This is a genomic window from Rhizobium sullae (assembly GCF_900169785.1).
In the GTDB taxonomy this organism is placed as follows: Bacteria; Pseudomonadota; Alphaproteobacteria; order Rhizobiales; family Rhizobiaceae; genus Rhizobium; species Rhizobium sullae.
Window position 1 is genome coordinate 66,378 of record NZ_FWER01000020.1, and the last position, 15,475, is coordinate 81,852.

Consider the following 15,475-nt stretch of genomic DNA (forward strand, 5'->3'; position numbering starts at 1 on the left):
ACCGATCATGACGAGGGCCATGTCGAAACGCTTGCAGCCCGGCGATGACCAGCGCGCCGGGAGTTCGAACGAGAACTGATCATTGAACGGACCAAAGCCGGTCTGCCGTCAGCCCGTGCACGAGGACGACATGGCGGTCGTCGCTTCAAGATGACCCCGGCCAAGATGCGTCTCGCGCATGCAGCAATTGGGAAACCGGAAACCAGTGTGCGCGATCTTTGTGAGGAACTCGGGATTACCCGGCAGACGCTCTACGGCTTCGTCGGATCGAACGGTGAATTGAGAGCCGATGGTGAAAAGCTGCTCAGCCGTCGCAAGCGGGAAACCTGAAGCATGCGAGGCAGACAGCGTCCCCCCTTCTCCGGCCGCTCTCGACGACCCCATCTCGTACCTTGGTTCGGGGAAGTTTTACAGCAAGCCATGACCCTATCCGGACCTTTTTACGCCGATTTCCTTCCCCGATAACTGACATTGCGTGCAACCAATGGTCATAACCTAAACTCGCCCTTTATCGACCCATTTTCGCTGCCCGATAAGCGACATTCGCGCGACCGCCTCCCATGACCCTTGCTGACCTTCTTGAGCCGTTGCTCTTGCCAGAAAGCAGACATTGGCCGCGACCAGTGCTCATGATCCGTTCCTGACCTTTCCTACGAGGTAGGTCCGGGGTCGGACTGATAGACTCGGTCATGAAGCGTCGGTACACTGCCGGACTGCTTTCTGATGTGAGTAATCGCCGAACATGACCGACGAACACATCCAGCGTCGACTCGCCGCCGTAATGGCTGCCGATGTCGTTGGCTACAGCCGCCTCATGGAAACGGATGAGGCCGGCACGCTGGCCGCGCTCAAGTCCCGACGTAAGCAAGTGCTGCAGCCGTTGGTCGCCAGGCACCATGGCCGGGTCTTTAAGGTGACTGGCGACGGCGTGATGGTGGAGTTCGCCAGCGCCGTCAATGCTTTGCAATGCGCCGTAGACGTGCAGCATGCGATGGCTGCCGCCAATGCCGCTCTGCCTGAGAAGCTCCGTATCGTGCTGCGCATTGGCGTCAATTTAGGTGATGTGATGGTCGAGGGCAGTGACCTTTATGGCGATGGCGTCAACATCGCTGCGCGACTGGAAACCACCGCCGAGCCAGGCGGCATCCTTATCTCCGGAACGATCTACGACCACGTTCGAAATAAGATCGAGGTTGGCTTCGAGGATCTCGGGGCCCAAGCCGTGAAGAACATTGCCCTGCCAGTGCGCATCTACCGCGTTTCCGGCACGCCGCCTGTTGTGATTTCCACATTCAAGACCATCGCCGACAAGCCTTCGATTGCCGTTCTGCCATTCACGAACATGAGCAGCGATCCCGAGCAGGAGTACTTCGCTGACGGTCTGGCGGAAGACCTGATCACTGACTTGTCGAAGGTGCCCGGTCTGTTGGTGATCGCACGCAACTCTACATTCGCCTACAAGGGGAGGTCAGTCGATGTCCGCTCCGTCGCCAGGGATCTGAGAGTGCGTTATGTGCTTGAAGGAAGTGTGCGCAGGGAGAAGGCAAGGGTGCGGATCAATGCCCAGCTAATCGACGCGACGGACAGCAGTCATCTCTGGGCTGATCGCTTCGACCGAGATTTGGCGGACGTCTTCCTGTTGCAGGACGAGGTCGTCCATACGATTGTAAGTGCCCTGTCCGGCGTGTTGCCGGGCGCTGTGACCTTCAGCACACGTAGGACGGCAAGTCTCGAAGCGTATGATCTCTTCGTCCGCGGCCGAGTGCTGGTGATTCAGTCTCCCGAAAGCAACAGGGCCGCGCCGCCGCTCTTGGAAAGGGCAATCGAGCTTGATCCCGGCTTCGCCGATGCTCACGCATGGCTCTCGATGAGCCACCATTTCGCGTGGGCCTATTGGCTGGATGCTCCAGAGCGACATCATTCGCTGGCTCTGGCGGCCGCCCGGCGCGCCGTATCGCTTGACCCGGAAAATGCAGTGGCCCATGCAATCCTCGGCGACGTGCTGATCTACGATGGCAAGCCGGATGAAGGCGCGGCGGAACTGGCCATGGCCCTTCGGATCAACCCCAATCATGCCGATGCCTGGGCGTTCCTGGGGCAACTGAAGGCGTTCGAGGGAGAGGCTATCGAGGGCATCGGACATTTGCGCCACGCCATTCGCCTCAATCCGCACCCGCCGGGGTGGTACTATTGGCTTCTCGGGCTCGCCCAATACGCAGCGGGTCAATACGCCGATGCCGTCGAAACGCTTCGGCATGAGGCAACGCACCGGCTCGGCTCGCAACGCATCCTGGCTGCAAGTCTGGCGCGGCTGGGGTATATGGAAGAGGCCAAGGAAGAAGCAAGGGAATTCCTCGCCTTGAATCCGGACTTTTCAATCCAGCACTGGGCAAGCACACAACCGTTCCGGCACCAGGCTGATCGACAGCATTTCATCGATGGCTACGAAGGCGCCGGCCTGCCACCGTAGGGCCGGACGTGGCCGCAACCCACCCGTGCAAACTTGGATATCTAGCCTTGCTGACCATTCGCACAGCCACACTTGCCGACGCAGACGCGATTTGGAGCATAGTCGAGCCCATCTTGCGGGCAGGCGAAACCTACGCGCTGCCGCGTGACTGGAGCAGATCCGACGCGCTGTCATACTGGTTTTCCCCGGATTACGAGGTGTTCGTCGCAGAGACGGACGAACTGGTGATAGGAACTTATTATCTGCATGCGAATCATCGGGGCGGCGGTGCCCACGTCGCCAACTGCGGCTATATGACCGCGCCGGACTCGGTCGGCCAGGGCGTCGCGACGGCGATGTGTCAGCACTCTCTGAGACACGCGGCTGCGCGAGGCTTCCGGGCCATGCAGTTCAACTGCGTGGTCAGTACCAACAAACGCGCGGTCAAGCTTTGGCGTCATCTTGGATTCGACGTTGTCGGAACGATTCCGCACGGTTTCGAGCATCCGATTGTGGGATTCGTGGACACCCTGGTAATGCACCGATCGCTCTGACTGGCATGCGCAGGCGCATAGCGGCCGCTTCTGTAACAGGCCCTCCCGAGTCAATCCCTTACGAGCTTAACCCCTCGCCGAGTGCTTGCTTCTGTCCTCAGTCGACGCTGAGGTCGCTGCTTTATGGGACATTGGAAGATCCCTCCAGCGAAAACCCTTCATGCGGCGACCAAGTATCGACCGCGCAGACAACCGTGCTCCCGGCAAACGCCATCAACAACGCAACATGAAACAGCGGTCCGCACACAATTGGCACTTGGGCCGGTCGATACCGCAGAGGATCGACGACCAGCAAGAAGGCCGCAGATGGCTGGCGGCGGACTGCGGCTGTACATGAAAGCCGTACCCTGCGCCTTATCACGCGCCTCGCGTCAACCGGCCGCGACCGCCTTGTCGGTGATCGTATCCACACCTCGCGGCTCTCCTGCGAAATGACGAGCAGCATTTCGCTTGGCGAATATGCATCGGCAATCCGCTTGGACCTGAACTGACTGAACTTGTCGTGCGTCAGCAGCATGATGAAGGTCGTTTCGGAGAACACCATGCACGCGGAGGTCTCGTCCGTGAAGTTGGGCTGGTTCACCGCGCCGATCGCCTCGTAAAAGGCTTTAGACTTAGCAAGGTCGGCGACCGGCAGATTGCGAAGACCGGCCATTTGCGTTCAGTGATGAATCGCGGCTCCAGGTCGCCCGGTTCAATGCGAAATGGTATGCTCTTCGTGTCGTCGGCAAGGGAGGTTCGGTATGCCCGTAACCATTGGAGCGCACCATCTGGCATTGTTCACACACGACATGGACCGTTTCATTCGCTTCTACGAAGAGATCTTCGACGCGGATACGACGTTCGATCTTTCTGAGCCCGGTCCGGGTGGCGGCACTCTTCGTCACTCGCTTATCGACCTTGGAGGCGGCTTGCCCTTCATCCGTTCCAAATGCCGGAACCGACGGGGCATGAGGGTGGCTCGATGGAGATGGGGAAGAGAGGTCACATAGATCATCTCGCACTGAAGGTAGACGATGAAGAGCGCTTGCAGGAAGTCAGGCGACGTCTAGTGAGGGCCGGCGCTTCCGATGGGACCATTACGGATTTCGGCGCTATCCGTCTTGTCAGCTTCAAGGACCCGGATGGAATGGAAGGTGAGGTCGCACGGTGGACCGATAGCAAACGCGTGCTCGGCTTTCATGAACGCAACCAGGAGACTTGGCAAGACTAACAATGATCAGAACTTCCGGCGGAAAATTGCTAAGGTCCGCATCGGGCTGACCCTAAGAATAGCTTAGTGCCGCCTCCGCGACGATCTTCCAATTCGGAGATGGACTGGTTCTGGCTGTCCGGGAGTGTCTGCTATTCGAGCATTACTCCGCGATCACATTTCTGCGATTGAGCGAAGGTCGGCAGTGGAGGAGCCCGCCGAATGACCGGAATTGGCGCTCCTTGCTCATTCCAGTAGAGGACAGGAACGTCAATCTTCCGCCCCACCCACGACATTCCGGCGGTGGAGGGGTCTACTTCGACACGACGGCTCGACGCCAAGCGCCAGACGGGAATGCTGGGGCGGTGTGCCTTATCGGCCAGGTTGCCGGTGATGCCGCAACCGGGGAAGATGATGACACTTGCGGGCATCACCGGAAGCATGTCGTTGGGCCGGAAGGGCAGCTGTAGATTATATAGGGTGCGTGGGCGGCCGGCTCAGGCAGCGTTGCGCCTCGGAATGCGCGGCAGGAAGACCGTGAGCAGGCCGAGCAGCGGCAGATACGAGCTGATCCGGTAGACGAATTCAATGCCATGACTGTCGGCGAAATCACCGAGGAAGGCAGCACCCAGGCCTCCTGCCCCGAAGGCGAAACCGAAAAACACACCGGCAATCAGGCCGACACGGCCGGGCACCAGTTCCTGCGCAAAGACGACGATCGCCGAGAATGCAGAGGCAAAGACGAGGCCAATGACGACGCTGAGCACGCCGGTCCAGAGGAGGTTTGCATAAGGGAGCAGCAATGCGAAGGGGATGACGCCAAGGATCGAGAACCAGATGACGAAACGAGACCCGAAGCGATCCCCGATCGGGCCGCCGAGGAAGGTGCCGACGGCGACCGAACCGAGGAAGAGGAAGAGCATGAGCTGCGCCTGCTGCACATCGAGCTGGAACCTCTCGATGACGTAGAATGTGAAGTAGCTCGACACGCTCGCCATATAGACGTTCTTCGTTGCCGTCAGCAGGACGAGAATAGTGAGTGCGATGACCACCTTGTTCTGCGGCAAGGGCAGAGTGCGGCTTACGGCGTGCTTCCCGGCATTCTGCCGGCGGTGGCTCATGTACCAGTTGCCGACCCAGCCGAGCACGACAATACCGACCATGGCGATGGCAGAAATCCAGGAGACGCTATGCTGGCCGAACGGCAACACGATGAAGGCCGCAATCAGCGGGCCGATCGCCTGCCCGGCATTGCCGCCGACCTGGAAGAAGGACTGCGCAAAACCGTGACGGCCGCCGGAGGCAAGGCGGGCGACGCGCGAACTTTCCGGATGGAAGACGGCCGAACCGAAACCAATGAGGCTGGCGGCGACCAGCAGCAGCTCGAAACTTCCTGCGTTGCCAAGCAGAATGAGGCCGCAGAAGGTGCTCGCCATGCCGACCGGCAGCGAATAGGGCATCGGCCAGCGGTCGGTGACGATCCCGACCAAGGGCTGCAACAGGGAAGCTGTGACCTGGAACGTCATCGTCAGAAGTCCGATCTGGACGAAATCGAGATCGTAATTCGCCTTGAAGAGCGGATAAAGCGAGGCAAGCAGCGACTGCATGATATCGTTCAGCATATGGCAGAAGCTGACTGCCACGAGGATCGACATTGTCGTCTTCTCGAAACGGGGCGCGGTCTCGCTCAATACGGCCATAGGCATTACTCCCGCGGCTCGCTTCTGATGCCGCTATCACTTTTCATGAAGAAGATTCTAACGAACGGAGCCAAGGCTTTCGGCAACGGCCGCCTGGGGATGCATTTATCGCAACCTAGGCGTCAGTTACAGCCCAGTTTTTGCCAGATCGGTACGCCGGTGCCTTAATTTTTCACTGGAACGCCTTTATTGCTGCGCGAATGGACATGCCACACGAAAGTATCAATTGAATTTTCCTATATGCTCATACACAATCACTTCGCCCGCGATGCTGCCTCGAAAAGGCGCCCCCTCAACACAGTCCATGGAAATAACGAAATGAATGCAAAAGCTCCAAATGCAATCGACATCTATGTGGGCTCGCGCGTGAGGATGCGCAGACTGTTATTGGGGTTTAGCCAGGAGCGGCTGGCAGATCAGATCGGCGTTACCTTTCAGCAGGTGCAGAAATACGAGAAGGGCATGAACCGCATCGGCGCGAGCCGGCTACAGAGGATTGCCGAAGTGCTCGCCGTACCGCCGAGCTTCTTCTTCCAGCAGGATCCTTCCAAGCCGCTGAGCCTCGACGGACTGGAGCTTTCCGGGAATGCCGATCCGGTCGGCGAATTCCTGCATTCGAAGGAGGGCCTGGCCCTCAATCGCGCGTTCCTGAAAATTACGGACGCCACCGTGCGCGAAAAGGTGCTTTCGCTGGTCAAGGCGATGGCCCAAGCCGGAGACCGCCAGGATATGGATGCCGGCACCACAAAATCGGAAACGGGTGTTCCGCTGAACGGCTGATGCGAACGCCGCGCAACTCATGAAGTCCTTACCCCGGCTTTTGCTGGGGTAAGTGACGGCCGCCGTAAAGGCATCGCCGCTTAAATCAGCTTTTCGAGCGTGATAGGCAGCTCGCGAATGCGCTTGCCGGTCGCGTGGAAGACCGCGTTGGCGATCGCGGGCGCTACCCCGACGATCGGCAATTCGCCGACAGCCTTGCCGCCAAGCACGGATGCATGGTGATCGGGAATGCCGACGGAAATGACCTCAAGATCCGGCACGTCCGAATTGGTGGGCACGAGATAATCCGCCAGGTTGTTGTTGATGACGCGGGCATAGCGTTCATCGACAATACCCTCCTCCAAAAGCGCCTGCCCGATACCCATGATGATACCGCCGCGCCATTGGCTTTCGGCGAGCTTCGGGTTGTAGAGCCTGCCTGAATCGAGCGCTGAAACCATGCGCGACACGCGAACGGTGCCGAAATCCTCATCGACGCGGACTTCGACGAAATGCGCACACCAGCTGTGAAGCGAATAGCCGCCTTCGGTAGGCGCTTTCATCGTCATCATCGTCGTGAAGTTGTCGTAGCGATCTTTTCCCTCCCGCTTGTCTTCCGGCAGCGTATCGCGGAGCGTCTCGACCTTTTCGCGGCCAATTTGCCGCATGAAATCTATGATCGCAACGCCATCTCCTTCTCCTCTCGGCGGCAAGATCCGCCCTTCGGAGATCGTCAGCGTATTGGCCTGCGCATCCCGGAACGGCGAGTTCGGGTCGTTGAGGGCAAGCCCGATCAACTCGTCGCGCGCGGCAAGGGCGGCCTTATGGACAGCACCTGTCATCAGGTTCGCGAGCTGCGAGCCGCCGGCGACGGGCGCACGCGGCAAGGCCGAGTCGCCGAGCTTGACGCGGACCTGCTCGACCGGGATGCCGAGGACTTCGGCGGCCGTCTGAGCCAGGATTGTATAGGTTCCCTGGCCCATGTCGATGCCACTGCTTGCAACCTCGGCTGTACCATCGGCAAGGATTCGGACAAGCGCCTCGCCAGGCGTGCGGCGCACCGGATAGGTGCCGGCTGCCACGCCCCAGCCGATCAGCTGCTTGCCGTCCCGCATCGAACGAGGCTCAGGCGAGCGTTTCGGCCAGCCAAAGGCTTCCCCACCTGCGGCAAAAGCCTCGCGCAGTTGTCTCGTCGACCATGGGATCTTGGCATGCGGGTCGCGCTCGGCATAGTTCAGCAGGCGGATTTCGACAGGGTCGACGCCGACTGCATAGGCGAGTTCATCGATCGCCGACTCCAGGCCCCATGCGCTGGGATTTTCGCCGGGCGCCCGGAGCGCGCCGGGCAGAACCGTATTCACCGGGATGATATTCTGCTTCGAGCTGAAGTTCGGAACATCATACATGATCGAGGTAACGGCACCGAGCGGCTCGAGGGCAACACCAGTCATCGCGGTTTCGTTGGCGCCGCGCTGGACGATCGAAAGCAGCCTGCCTTGCTTCGTTGCGCCGAGCGCCAGCGTCTGCCGGGTGGCGGGGCGGCCGCCGAAGGCCGTGAATGTCTGCGGACGGGTGACCGCGAGCTTGACGGGACGGCCAAGTTTCTTTGCCGCCATGATTGCAAGCGCCGCATGCGGAAGCGAAAGCGCCTTTGAGCCGAAACCGCCGCCGATATAAGGGGAGATGATCCGGACATTCTCGAACGGCAATCCGAACCACTCGGCATAGCTGCGCGCCATGCCGTCCACCCATTGGCTCGGCTCCCAAAGCGTCAGCACGTCGCCGTCCCATTTGGCGATCAGCCCATGGGGTTCGATAGGCACGTTGTATTCACGGGGTGTCTTATATTCGTGTTCGATCCGAACGGGGGCTTCAGCCAGCGCGCCTTCCGCGTCGCCCCATTCGATCGTCATTTGCTCGACGGCAATGCCGTCCCCTGCCCGTGGATCATCAAAGCCGAAGATTGCCGGTTTTTCGTCGTAGCTGACGTCGATCAGCGCCGCTGCCGCGGTTGCCTGCTCGAGCGTTTCGGCGATCACGGCCGCCACGTGCTGTCCGCTGAAGGTAATCTCCTTCGTCAGCGCGAGATAGGGACCTTCGGGACCAGGCGTGCCGGCCCAGGTGGTGGCCGATTTGAGTTGCATGATGTTGTCGGGCGTCAGCACGAGCAGCACACCAGGGGCGGCCTCAGCCGCGGAAATGTCCATGGATGTGATGGTGCCTGCCGCCACCGTACTCTGGATCGTCACGCCATGGACGACATCGTCGACTTGGTTTTCAATCGCGTAGACTGCCTTGCCGGTGATCTTCGTAGGTCCGTCCATGCGCGATAGGCGCCCGCCGAGCACGCCATCGGCGGCATCGCCGCGCTTGATCTTCGTTTCCATGACGGTCATGCGAGACCTCCCACTTTCTCTATGGCGCGGGCAACGACCCGCGGCGCCAGATCGATCTTGTAGCGGTTGGCGCCATGGTCTACGGCACCTTCCATCGCGAGCAGGCTTGCTTTTGCAATCGCGGCGGCATCGAGCGTCTTGCCGATCAAGGCACGTTCGACCGCGCCGGCGCGCCACGGCTTGGTCGCAACCCCTCCGAGTGCAACGCGAAGGTCACGGATCGTTTGGCCGTCATCTTCCAGCGCGAGGCCGACGGCAGCGCTGGCTGCGGCGAACTCGTAGGATTGTCGGTCGCGGACCTTGAGATAGGTGGAACACCGGGCCGCTTGCGAAGCGGGGATAGAAATGGCGGTTATGAGTTCACCGCGTTCAATACTGTGTTCCAGATGCGGCGTGTTGCCCGGAGCCACAAAGAAGTCGTCGACAGCAATCTGCCGCTCGCCGAGATGGATCACGGCGTCGAAAGCGACGAGCGCTACCGCGAGATCGCCTGGATTGCCGGCGATGCAATGCGCGCTGGTACCCAGGACTGCGTGATTGCGGGTGATCCCGCCGATTGCCGAGCATCCCGAGCCCGGTTCGCGCTTGTTGCAGGCCTTAAAAACTGCCGGATCGCGGAAATACGGACAGCGGGTGCGCTGAAGGAGGTTGCCGCCAATCGTCGCCATGTTGCGAAGCTGGGCGGATGCCGCCAATGACAGCGATTCCGAAACCGCTGGGAACGCTTCCATTATGACTGGATGCTCAGCAACCTCGGCCATCTTGGCAAGCGCACCGATCGTAACGCCCGTCTCGGTCGATGAGATTGAATTCAAGCCGGGAATAAAGGTGATATCGACGACCGTTTCCGGCTCGGCAATACCGCATTTAGCAAGATCGAGCAGCGTGGTGCCGCCGGCAATCAGCATCGCGCCATGTCGGACGGCTGCCTCACGGGCCTGGTCAGTCGACGACGCGCGGAGATAGGAAAACTCTTTCATCGGGCCATCTCCGCAGCTTCACGCACCGCCGCAACGATGCTGTTGTGGGCTCCGCACCGACAAAGATTACCGGACATATATTCGCGGATCTCGCTATCGGAACCCGTATGACCCTCGCGAATGCAGGCAACCGCCGACATGATCTGGCCTGGCGTGCAATAGCCGCACTGGAAAGCATCATGCTCAAGGAATGCCGCCTGGACCGGATGAAGGCCGCCATCCGCCCCAGCCAGACCTTCGATCGTCGTGACTTGCCGCCCTTCGGCCTGAGCCGCGAGTGTAAGACAGGCAAGCACGCGCTTGCCATCGATATGGACGGTGCAGGCGCCACACTGCCCCTGGTCGCAGCCTTTCTTCGTGCCGGTGAGGACCAGATGTTCACGCAGGGCATCGAGCAGCGTCACACGCGGTTCGACAGCAAGCGCGTGTGACGTGCCGTTGATATCAAGCCTGAGTTTGATTGTCCGGGTCATGGTGTTCTCCTGCCTTGACGGAAGAATTTGCATCGTCATCGAAAGTTGCCGGTCTTGAACCGCAAAGTGCGTGAACCAGCTAAAGCCTGGCCTCTGCGGGATTCGCTTTCATCTAGGGCGCCTGCGCAATTGAGACATGACTTTCCGCCTCTTTCTGCGATAACAGGTGCAAGGCACTCTACTTAAACGGAGGCGCCTCCGATTAAACTAGCGGCTCGCGCGGCAGCGTCAAGCCCCTATCCGCAGGAGAGGCTTTTGACCGGAAAGGCAATAGCCGGAGGCGAGACGAAAACCGAAAGGCGCACGCGTGCCGATGCGCTGCGCAATCGCGACAAGCTGATCGCCGTTGCGGCTGTCGTCTTCGCCGACCACGGCGTCGAAGGTTCGCTGGAGGAGATCGCCCGGCGCGCCGGTGTCGGCATCGGCACGCTTTACCGCCACTTTCCGACGCGCGAACATCTGGTCGAGGTTGTCTATCGGCGGGAACTGCAGAATCTGGCGACAGCCGCCAGCGATCTTGCGGCCACGCATCCGGCCGACCAGGCACTTGAGGAATGGATGCACCGTTTCGTCAACTACATCGCCGCCAAGCGCGGCATGGCACGAAGCCTGCGGATTTTGCTCAATTCCAACTCGGAGCTCTTTGCCGAAAGCTCTGGCATCATCTCCGGTGCCCTTCGACAGTTGGTGGACAACGCGGCCATAAAGGGCATGATCCGCAACGACGTGGAGAGCACCGACCTTTTGCATGCGCTTTCCAGCATCTATTCGATGCCCGACTCGCCGGAATGGCGTGAGCGCACAGGCAGGCTAATCCGCTTGCTGATGGATGGACTTAAATGGGGTGCGAATAAGTCTGGTTGATTGGGCCGTGCGATTCGGCCTGTTCGGACGCTTCGCTCTTCAAGGTAATACGATGATATCATTAGTCTTCGTCTCGTTACTGAAGTCAAAGGCCGGTTCAGTTCTGTAAGCCATATTTTTGGGCAGAGTGCCAAATGCGTGCGGCGGCGACCGAGAATTGTGCGAAAACCTCTAAGAAAGAGGCCTTAACCCGCTGTTAAGTCTAATGGCCTTGCAAGAAAATGAGAATCGGCGCTAAATGCGGTTTCATAGCCATCGCGGCGTTAAAATCGCATTTTCGAGATTTCCATGAATATGGCACCTACAATTGGTAAAGCAATTTCTGATGTCGATCAGCTGATCATCGGCCAGGCACAGGAACTGTCCGACAAACTGAAGCAGCATCGCCTGGAAATGTTTCCGCCCCGCTCTATGAAGAGTCTGCGCGAATTCCAGCTTGCAGAAGTCGGGCGTTTCCTTGGTGTTACAAGTGGCTATCTTCGCAATCTCTCGCTGGAGGGCAAGGGCCCCCTGCCTCAAGTGACGCCATCGGGACGCAGGTCCTACACGGCGAGGCAGATGGATGAAATGCGACTGTTTTTGGATCAGAATGCCAGAGGCAGCACACGCTACGTCCCTCACCGCACGGGCAATGAACACCTGCAGGTCATCGCCGTCGTGAATTTCAAAGGCGGCAGTGGCAAGACCACCAGTGCGGCCCATCTTGCCCAGCATCTGGCGCTGACCGGCCACCGCGTTCTTGCCGTCGACCTCGATCCACAGGCCTCGCTTTCGGCAATCCACGGCTTCCAGCCGGAGTTCGACGTCGACGAGAACGAGACGCTTTACGCAGCGATCCGCTATGACGACGAGCGGCGACCGCTGAAGGAAATCATCCGCAAGACCAATTTCCCCAATCTCGATCTCGTACCCGGCAATCTGGAACTCATGGAGTTCGAGCACGATACGCCGCGCGTTCTTGCCCAGGGCAAAGCGAGCGACTACGGCCGCATTTTCTTTGCCCGCCTTGACGAGGCGCTGTCTTCCGTCGCCGGCGATTATGACGTGGTTGTCATCGACTGCCCTCCTCAGCTCGGCTTCCTGACGATGAGCGCCATCTGTAGCGCAACCGCCGTGCTCATCACCGTTCACCCGCAAATGCTCGACGTGATGTCCATGTGCCAGTTCCTGCAGATGCTGGGCGAGGTACTGAACACGCTGAAAGGCGCCGGCGGCAACATGAATCTCGACTGGCTGCGTTATCTCGTCACCCGTTACGACCCGCAGGACGGCCCGCAGACGCAAATGGTCGCCTTCATGCGCTCCATGTTCCGCAACCACGTGCTCACCAATCCTATGCTTCGAAGCGTGGCGATTTCGGATGCGGCGATGACCAACCAGACCCTCTACGAGGTGGAGCGCAATCAGTTTACCCGCGCGACCTATGACCGCGCCATGGAGGCCATGAGTGCAGTGAACGGTGAAATCACCGAACTGATCCACAGGGCATGGGGGCGCAGATGAAGGCGCACCGATTGATCGCGATAAACCGCTCAGCCGCCAGGAGGAGAAAGAATGGCACGTAAGAATATCCTCTCGGGCCTGATGGATGATTCCAAGAAGTTTACCGCCGTAAACAGCGAGCCTGCGAGCGACGGTGACAGACAGCCGATCAGTTTCAAGGGTATTGGCGCGCTAGGTGCAGTTACCCGCAGCATAGATGCCCTTGCTTCAAGGGCCGATGCTGCGCGCGCGATCGAAGAGAAGCTGGCTCACGGCGAAACCGTGATTGATCTCGACACCGCGCTCATCGAAGATTCCTTCGTCAGCGACCGCCTCGCGCACAACGACGAACAGTTTCAGGAATTGGTAGAAGCTATCCGCCTGCGAGGGCAGGATTCGCCCATTCTCGTCCGTCCGCATCCGGAAAAGGACGGAAAATATCAGATCGCTTTCGGCCATCGGCGGGCGCGCGCCGCCAAGGAGCTTGGACGGCCGGTGCGCGCCGTCGTCAAGAAGCTTGCCGATCGCGACCATGTGATTGCCCAGGGTCAAGAAAACTCTGCACGCGCGGATCTCTCCTTTATCGAGCGTACGATGTTCGCCGACAAACTCGACAAGCTCGGCTTCGATCGGGAGACGATCATGGCAGCACTCAGCGCCGACAAGACGACGATCTCCAAGATGCTGTCCGTCACCCGGCGTATCCCTGAAGGGGTTCTTTCGGCCATCGGAGCAGCACGCGCAACCGGCCGCGACCGTTGGCACGATCTTTCGGTGAAATTCGAAGAAGAGAACGCCACTGAGCGGGCGATGCTGTTCATCGAGACACCGGCCTTCGAAGCCGCCGAGCCGGATGCCCGCTTCGAGATGCTCGTCGCTTTCTTCAGCAAGAAGCCCGCCTCAACTGCCCAGACCACAATGCCCACCTCGGCAGTGAGCCAGTGGCAGCTGAGAGATGGCTCCGTAAAGGCGAAGATCAAGGACGACGGAAAACAATTCACTATCGCGCTGAGGGCAGGGAAGGCATCGGCCTTCGGCACCTATATCGCGGACAACCTGGATCGTCTCTACGAGGCGTTCGAGAACAGCAGGAATATCGGAAAGAACGGAGATCAATAGCAAAAGAAAAGGCCCCCGAACGTTGCCGTAGCGGAAGCCCTCTCTGATCTAGACACCCAGAGAATCACATTTCCGCACAACATAGTCAAGAGTCTCCGGCACCTATTTTCGGTGAGCTGATATCTTTTGCCTTGAAGAAGGCGAAGAAAATGGAAAGCGGAAGTGTGACGACGCCTTTTGGGCGGCGGCCGATGACACTTGGCATGCTCGCAAGTCAAGTCAACAGCCAAAAAATCGAGGCAGGCGCCTCAACCGATAAATGGAAAATCTATCGCGCGCTTTGTGAAGCCAAGCCCCTGCTCGATATATCCGACAGGGCCCTTACGGTATTGAACGCGCTTTTGAGCTTCTACCCAAAAAGCGAGCTTGCTGCGGGTGAAAATCTCGTAGTGTTCCCCTCCAACGCGCAGCTTTCACTCCGCTGCCACGGGATGGCCGAGCAGACGATCCGCCGGCATATGGCGGCACTCGTCGCTGCCGGTCTCGTGATCCGCAAGGACAGTCCCAACGGAAAGCGCTACGCTCGTAAGACCCGCAATGGCGAGATCAACGACGCTTACGGATTCTCGCTCGCGCCCCTGCTTGCCCGCGCCGCAGAAATCGAACGCCTGGCAGCAAAAGTCGCCGCCGACCGTCTCTACATCCAAACACTCAAGGAACGGCTCACGCTCACCCGCCGCGACATCTCAAAGCTTGTCCACGCAGCGATCAGCGAAGAGCTTCCGGGAGACTGGCAAGCGGTCAACGGCCGCTTTCACGATATCCTGAACCAATTACCCCGTGCCGCGGCCCCCCATGCGATTGCATCCACCTTGCATCTTCTGGAAACGTTGCGGGATAAAATCCTCAAGCGACTGGAATTACAGATTAAAACTCAAACTTTGAGCGGCAATGACTCACAAAATGAGCGGCACATACAGATAACAGAATCTGAATCTAATCTTGATTCTGAAGCTGCTGTCGAAACAAACGTCCCTGAGTTGACCGCAGTAAACTCGCCGTTGGCCAACTCCGCAAACGTCAGCCGCACTGAACTCACCCGCTACGCAACAGGAACCAACGCGGCATCCACGATATTTCCACTCTCCCTCGTCCTGCAGGCATGCCCGGAGGTGCGCAATTACGGTCCTGCCGGAACTGTCGGATCCTGGCAGGACCTCATTGCCGCGGGAACTGTCGTCAGCTCAATGTTGCAGATCAGTCCTTCCGCCTACAAGAACGCCTACCGCGTCATGGGCCCGCAAATAGCGTCGGCCGTTCTCGCCTGTATTTTAGAACGGGCTGGGACGATCAATTCAGCCGGGGGCTACTTACGCGACCTGACACGGCGTGCCCAACGTGGCGAGTTTGCGATCGGATCGATGTTATCGGCCCTGGCAAGGGCAAGGGAACATGATGCCCCGCACTGAGTTGACTGCAGTAAACTCGCCACTAGCCAGCCCCCGAAACATTAACGGTACAGCATTCCTAGGCCACCCGCCACGAACTGGCCGATTGTCAAACTCCG

15 protein-coding genes are annotated in these 15,475 nt (G+C 59.2%); 10 read left to right on the forward strand and 5 right to left on the reverse strand.

Annotated elements, in window-relative coordinates; all coding sequences use genetic code 11:
• Nucleotides 1–207 precede the first annotated feature (207 nt).
• The 3 genes from BN1800_RS43945 (at nt 208) to BN1800_RS19330 (ending at nt 3,003) form a co-directional block, all read left to right on the forward strand.
• On the forward strand, nt 208–330 hold the full coding sequence (locus BN1800_RS43945) for a hypothetical protein (RefSeq protein ID WP_425299046.1): 123 nt from the start codon (nt 208–210) through the stop codon (nt 328–330).
• Nucleotides 331–742: 412 nt separating this feature from the next.
• A complete protein-coding gene (locus tag BN1800_RS19325; RefSeq protein ID WP_087000239.1) occupies nt 743–2,470 on the forward strand; it encodes an adenylate/guanylate cyclase domain-containing protein in 1,728 nt (575 codons plus the stop codon).
• A gap of 50 nt (nt 2,471–2,520) precedes the next feature.
• Nucleotides 2,521–3,003 carry a GNAT family N-acetyltransferase gene (locus tag BN1800_RS19330; protein ID WP_087000293.1) on the forward strand — a complete coding sequence of 161 codons (483 nt, stop codon included), beginning with the start codon at nt 2,521–2,523 and terminating at the stop codon, nt 3,001–3,003.
• Between the two features lie 121 nt (nt 3,004–3,124).
• Here BN1800_RS19330 and BN1800_RS19335 read toward each other — a convergent pair whose 3' ends face one another.
• Nucleotides 3,125–3,658 carry a VOC family protein gene (locus tag BN1800_RS19335; protein WP_087000240.1) on the reverse strand — a complete coding sequence of 178 codons (534 nt, stop codon included), beginning with the start codon at nt 3,656–3,658 and terminating at the stop codon, nt 3,125–3,127.
• An 88-nt stretch (nt 3,659–3,746) separates the two neighbouring features.
• Between BN1800_RS19335 and BN1800_RS42520 the strand changes: the two genes are divergently transcribed.
• Both BN1800_RS42520 and BN1800_RS42525 read left to right on the forward strand, forming a co-directional pair.
• Nucleotides 3,747–3,995: a VOC family protein gene (locus BN1800_RS42520; protein WP_280173963.1), complete on the forward strand. Its 249-nt coding sequence runs from the start codon at nt 3,747–3,749 to the stop codon at nt 3,993–3,995.
• On the forward strand, nt 3,968–4,216 hold the full coding sequence (locus tag BN1800_RS42525; protein WP_244564563.1) for a VOC family protein: 249 nt from the start codon (nt 3,968–3,970) through the stop codon (nt 4,214–4,216). The genes BN1800_RS42520 and BN1800_RS42525 overlap by 28 nt, the downstream gene beginning before the upstream one ends.
• A 476-nt stretch (nt 4,217–4,692) precedes the next feature.
• On the opposite strand, the gene BN1800_RS19350 is transcribed toward BN1800_RS42525, so the two are convergent.
• Nucleotides 4,693–5,895, reverse strand: a complete 1,203-nt coding sequence (locus BN1800_RS19350) for an MFS transporter (protein WP_087000244.1) — start codon at nt 5,893–5,895, stop codon at nt 4,693–4,695.
• Nucleotides 5,896–6,213: 318 nt separating this feature from the next.
• Here BN1800_RS19350 and BN1800_RS19355 point away from each other — a divergent pair, with 318 nt between their 5' ends.
• Nucleotides 6,214–6,675 carry a helix-turn-helix domain-containing protein gene (locus BN1800_RS19355; RefSeq protein WP_087000246.1) on the forward strand — a complete coding sequence of 154 codons (462 nt, stop codon included), beginning with the start codon at nt 6,214–6,216 and terminating at the stop codon, nt 6,673–6,675.
• A gap of 80 nt (nt 6,676–6,755) precedes the next feature.
• Here BN1800_RS19355 and BN1800_RS19360 read toward each other — a convergent pair whose 3' ends face one another.
• Genes BN1800_RS19360 through BN1800_RS19370 form a run of 3 tightly spaced genes read right to left on the reverse strand, consistent with a single transcriptional unit; the run spans nt 6,756 to nt 10,503 of the window.
• Nucleotides 6,756–9,050 (reverse strand): xanthine dehydrogenase family protein molybdopterin-binding subunit, encoded by a 2,295-nt coding sequence (locus BN1800_RS19360; RefSeq protein WP_087000248.1) that lies wholly within the window; start codon nt 9,048–9,050, stop codon nt 6,756–6,758.
• Entirely contained in the window at nt 9,047–10,030 is a 984-nt protein-coding gene (locus BN1800_RS19365) for an FAD binding domain-containing protein (RefSeq protein ID WP_087000250.1), read from the reverse strand. Before BN1800_RS19365 ends, BN1800_RS19360 begins: the two co-directional genes overlap by 4 nt.
• Complete coding sequence (locus BN1800_RS19370) at nt 10,027–10,503, reverse strand: (2Fe-2S)-binding protein (protein WP_087000252.1); 477 nt, start codon at nt 10,501–10,503, stop codon at nt 10,027–10,029. Before BN1800_RS19370 ends, BN1800_RS19365 begins: the two co-directional genes overlap by 4 nt.
• 255 nt (nt 10,504–10,758) lie before the next feature.
• On the opposite strand from BN1800_RS19370, the gene BN1800_RS19375 reads away from it, so the two are divergent.
• From BN1800_RS19375 to repC, 4 genes are all read left to right on the forward strand, one after another.
• Nucleotides 10,759–11,367 carry a TetR/AcrR family transcriptional regulator gene (locus BN1800_RS19375; protein ID WP_244564558.1) on the forward strand — a complete coding sequence of 203 codons (609 nt, stop codon included), beginning with the start codon at nt 10,759–10,761 and terminating at the stop codon, nt 11,365–11,367.
• A 288-nt stretch (nt 11,368–11,655) separates the two neighbouring features.
• Nucleotides 11,656–12,870, forward strand: a complete 1,215-nt coding sequence (repA, locus tag BN1800_RS19380) for a plasmid partitioning protein RepA (protein ID WP_087000253.1) — start codon at nt 11,656–11,658, stop codon at nt 12,868–12,870.
• A gap of 51 nt (nt 12,871–12,921) precedes the next feature.
• Nucleotides 12,922–13,968 carry a plasmid partitioning protein RepB gene (gene repB, locus BN1800_RS19385; protein WP_087000256.1) on the forward strand — a complete coding sequence of 349 codons (1,047 nt, stop codon included), beginning with the start codon at nt 12,922–12,924 and terminating at the stop codon, nt 13,966–13,968.
• A gap of 149 nt (nt 13,969–14,117) precedes the next feature.
• Entirely contained in the window at nt 14,118–15,377 is a 1,260-nt protein-coding gene (gene repC, locus BN1800_RS19390) for a plasmid replication protein RepC (protein ID WP_087000259.1), read from the forward strand.
• The last annotated feature ends 98 nt before the right edge of the window (nt 15,378–15,475 follow it).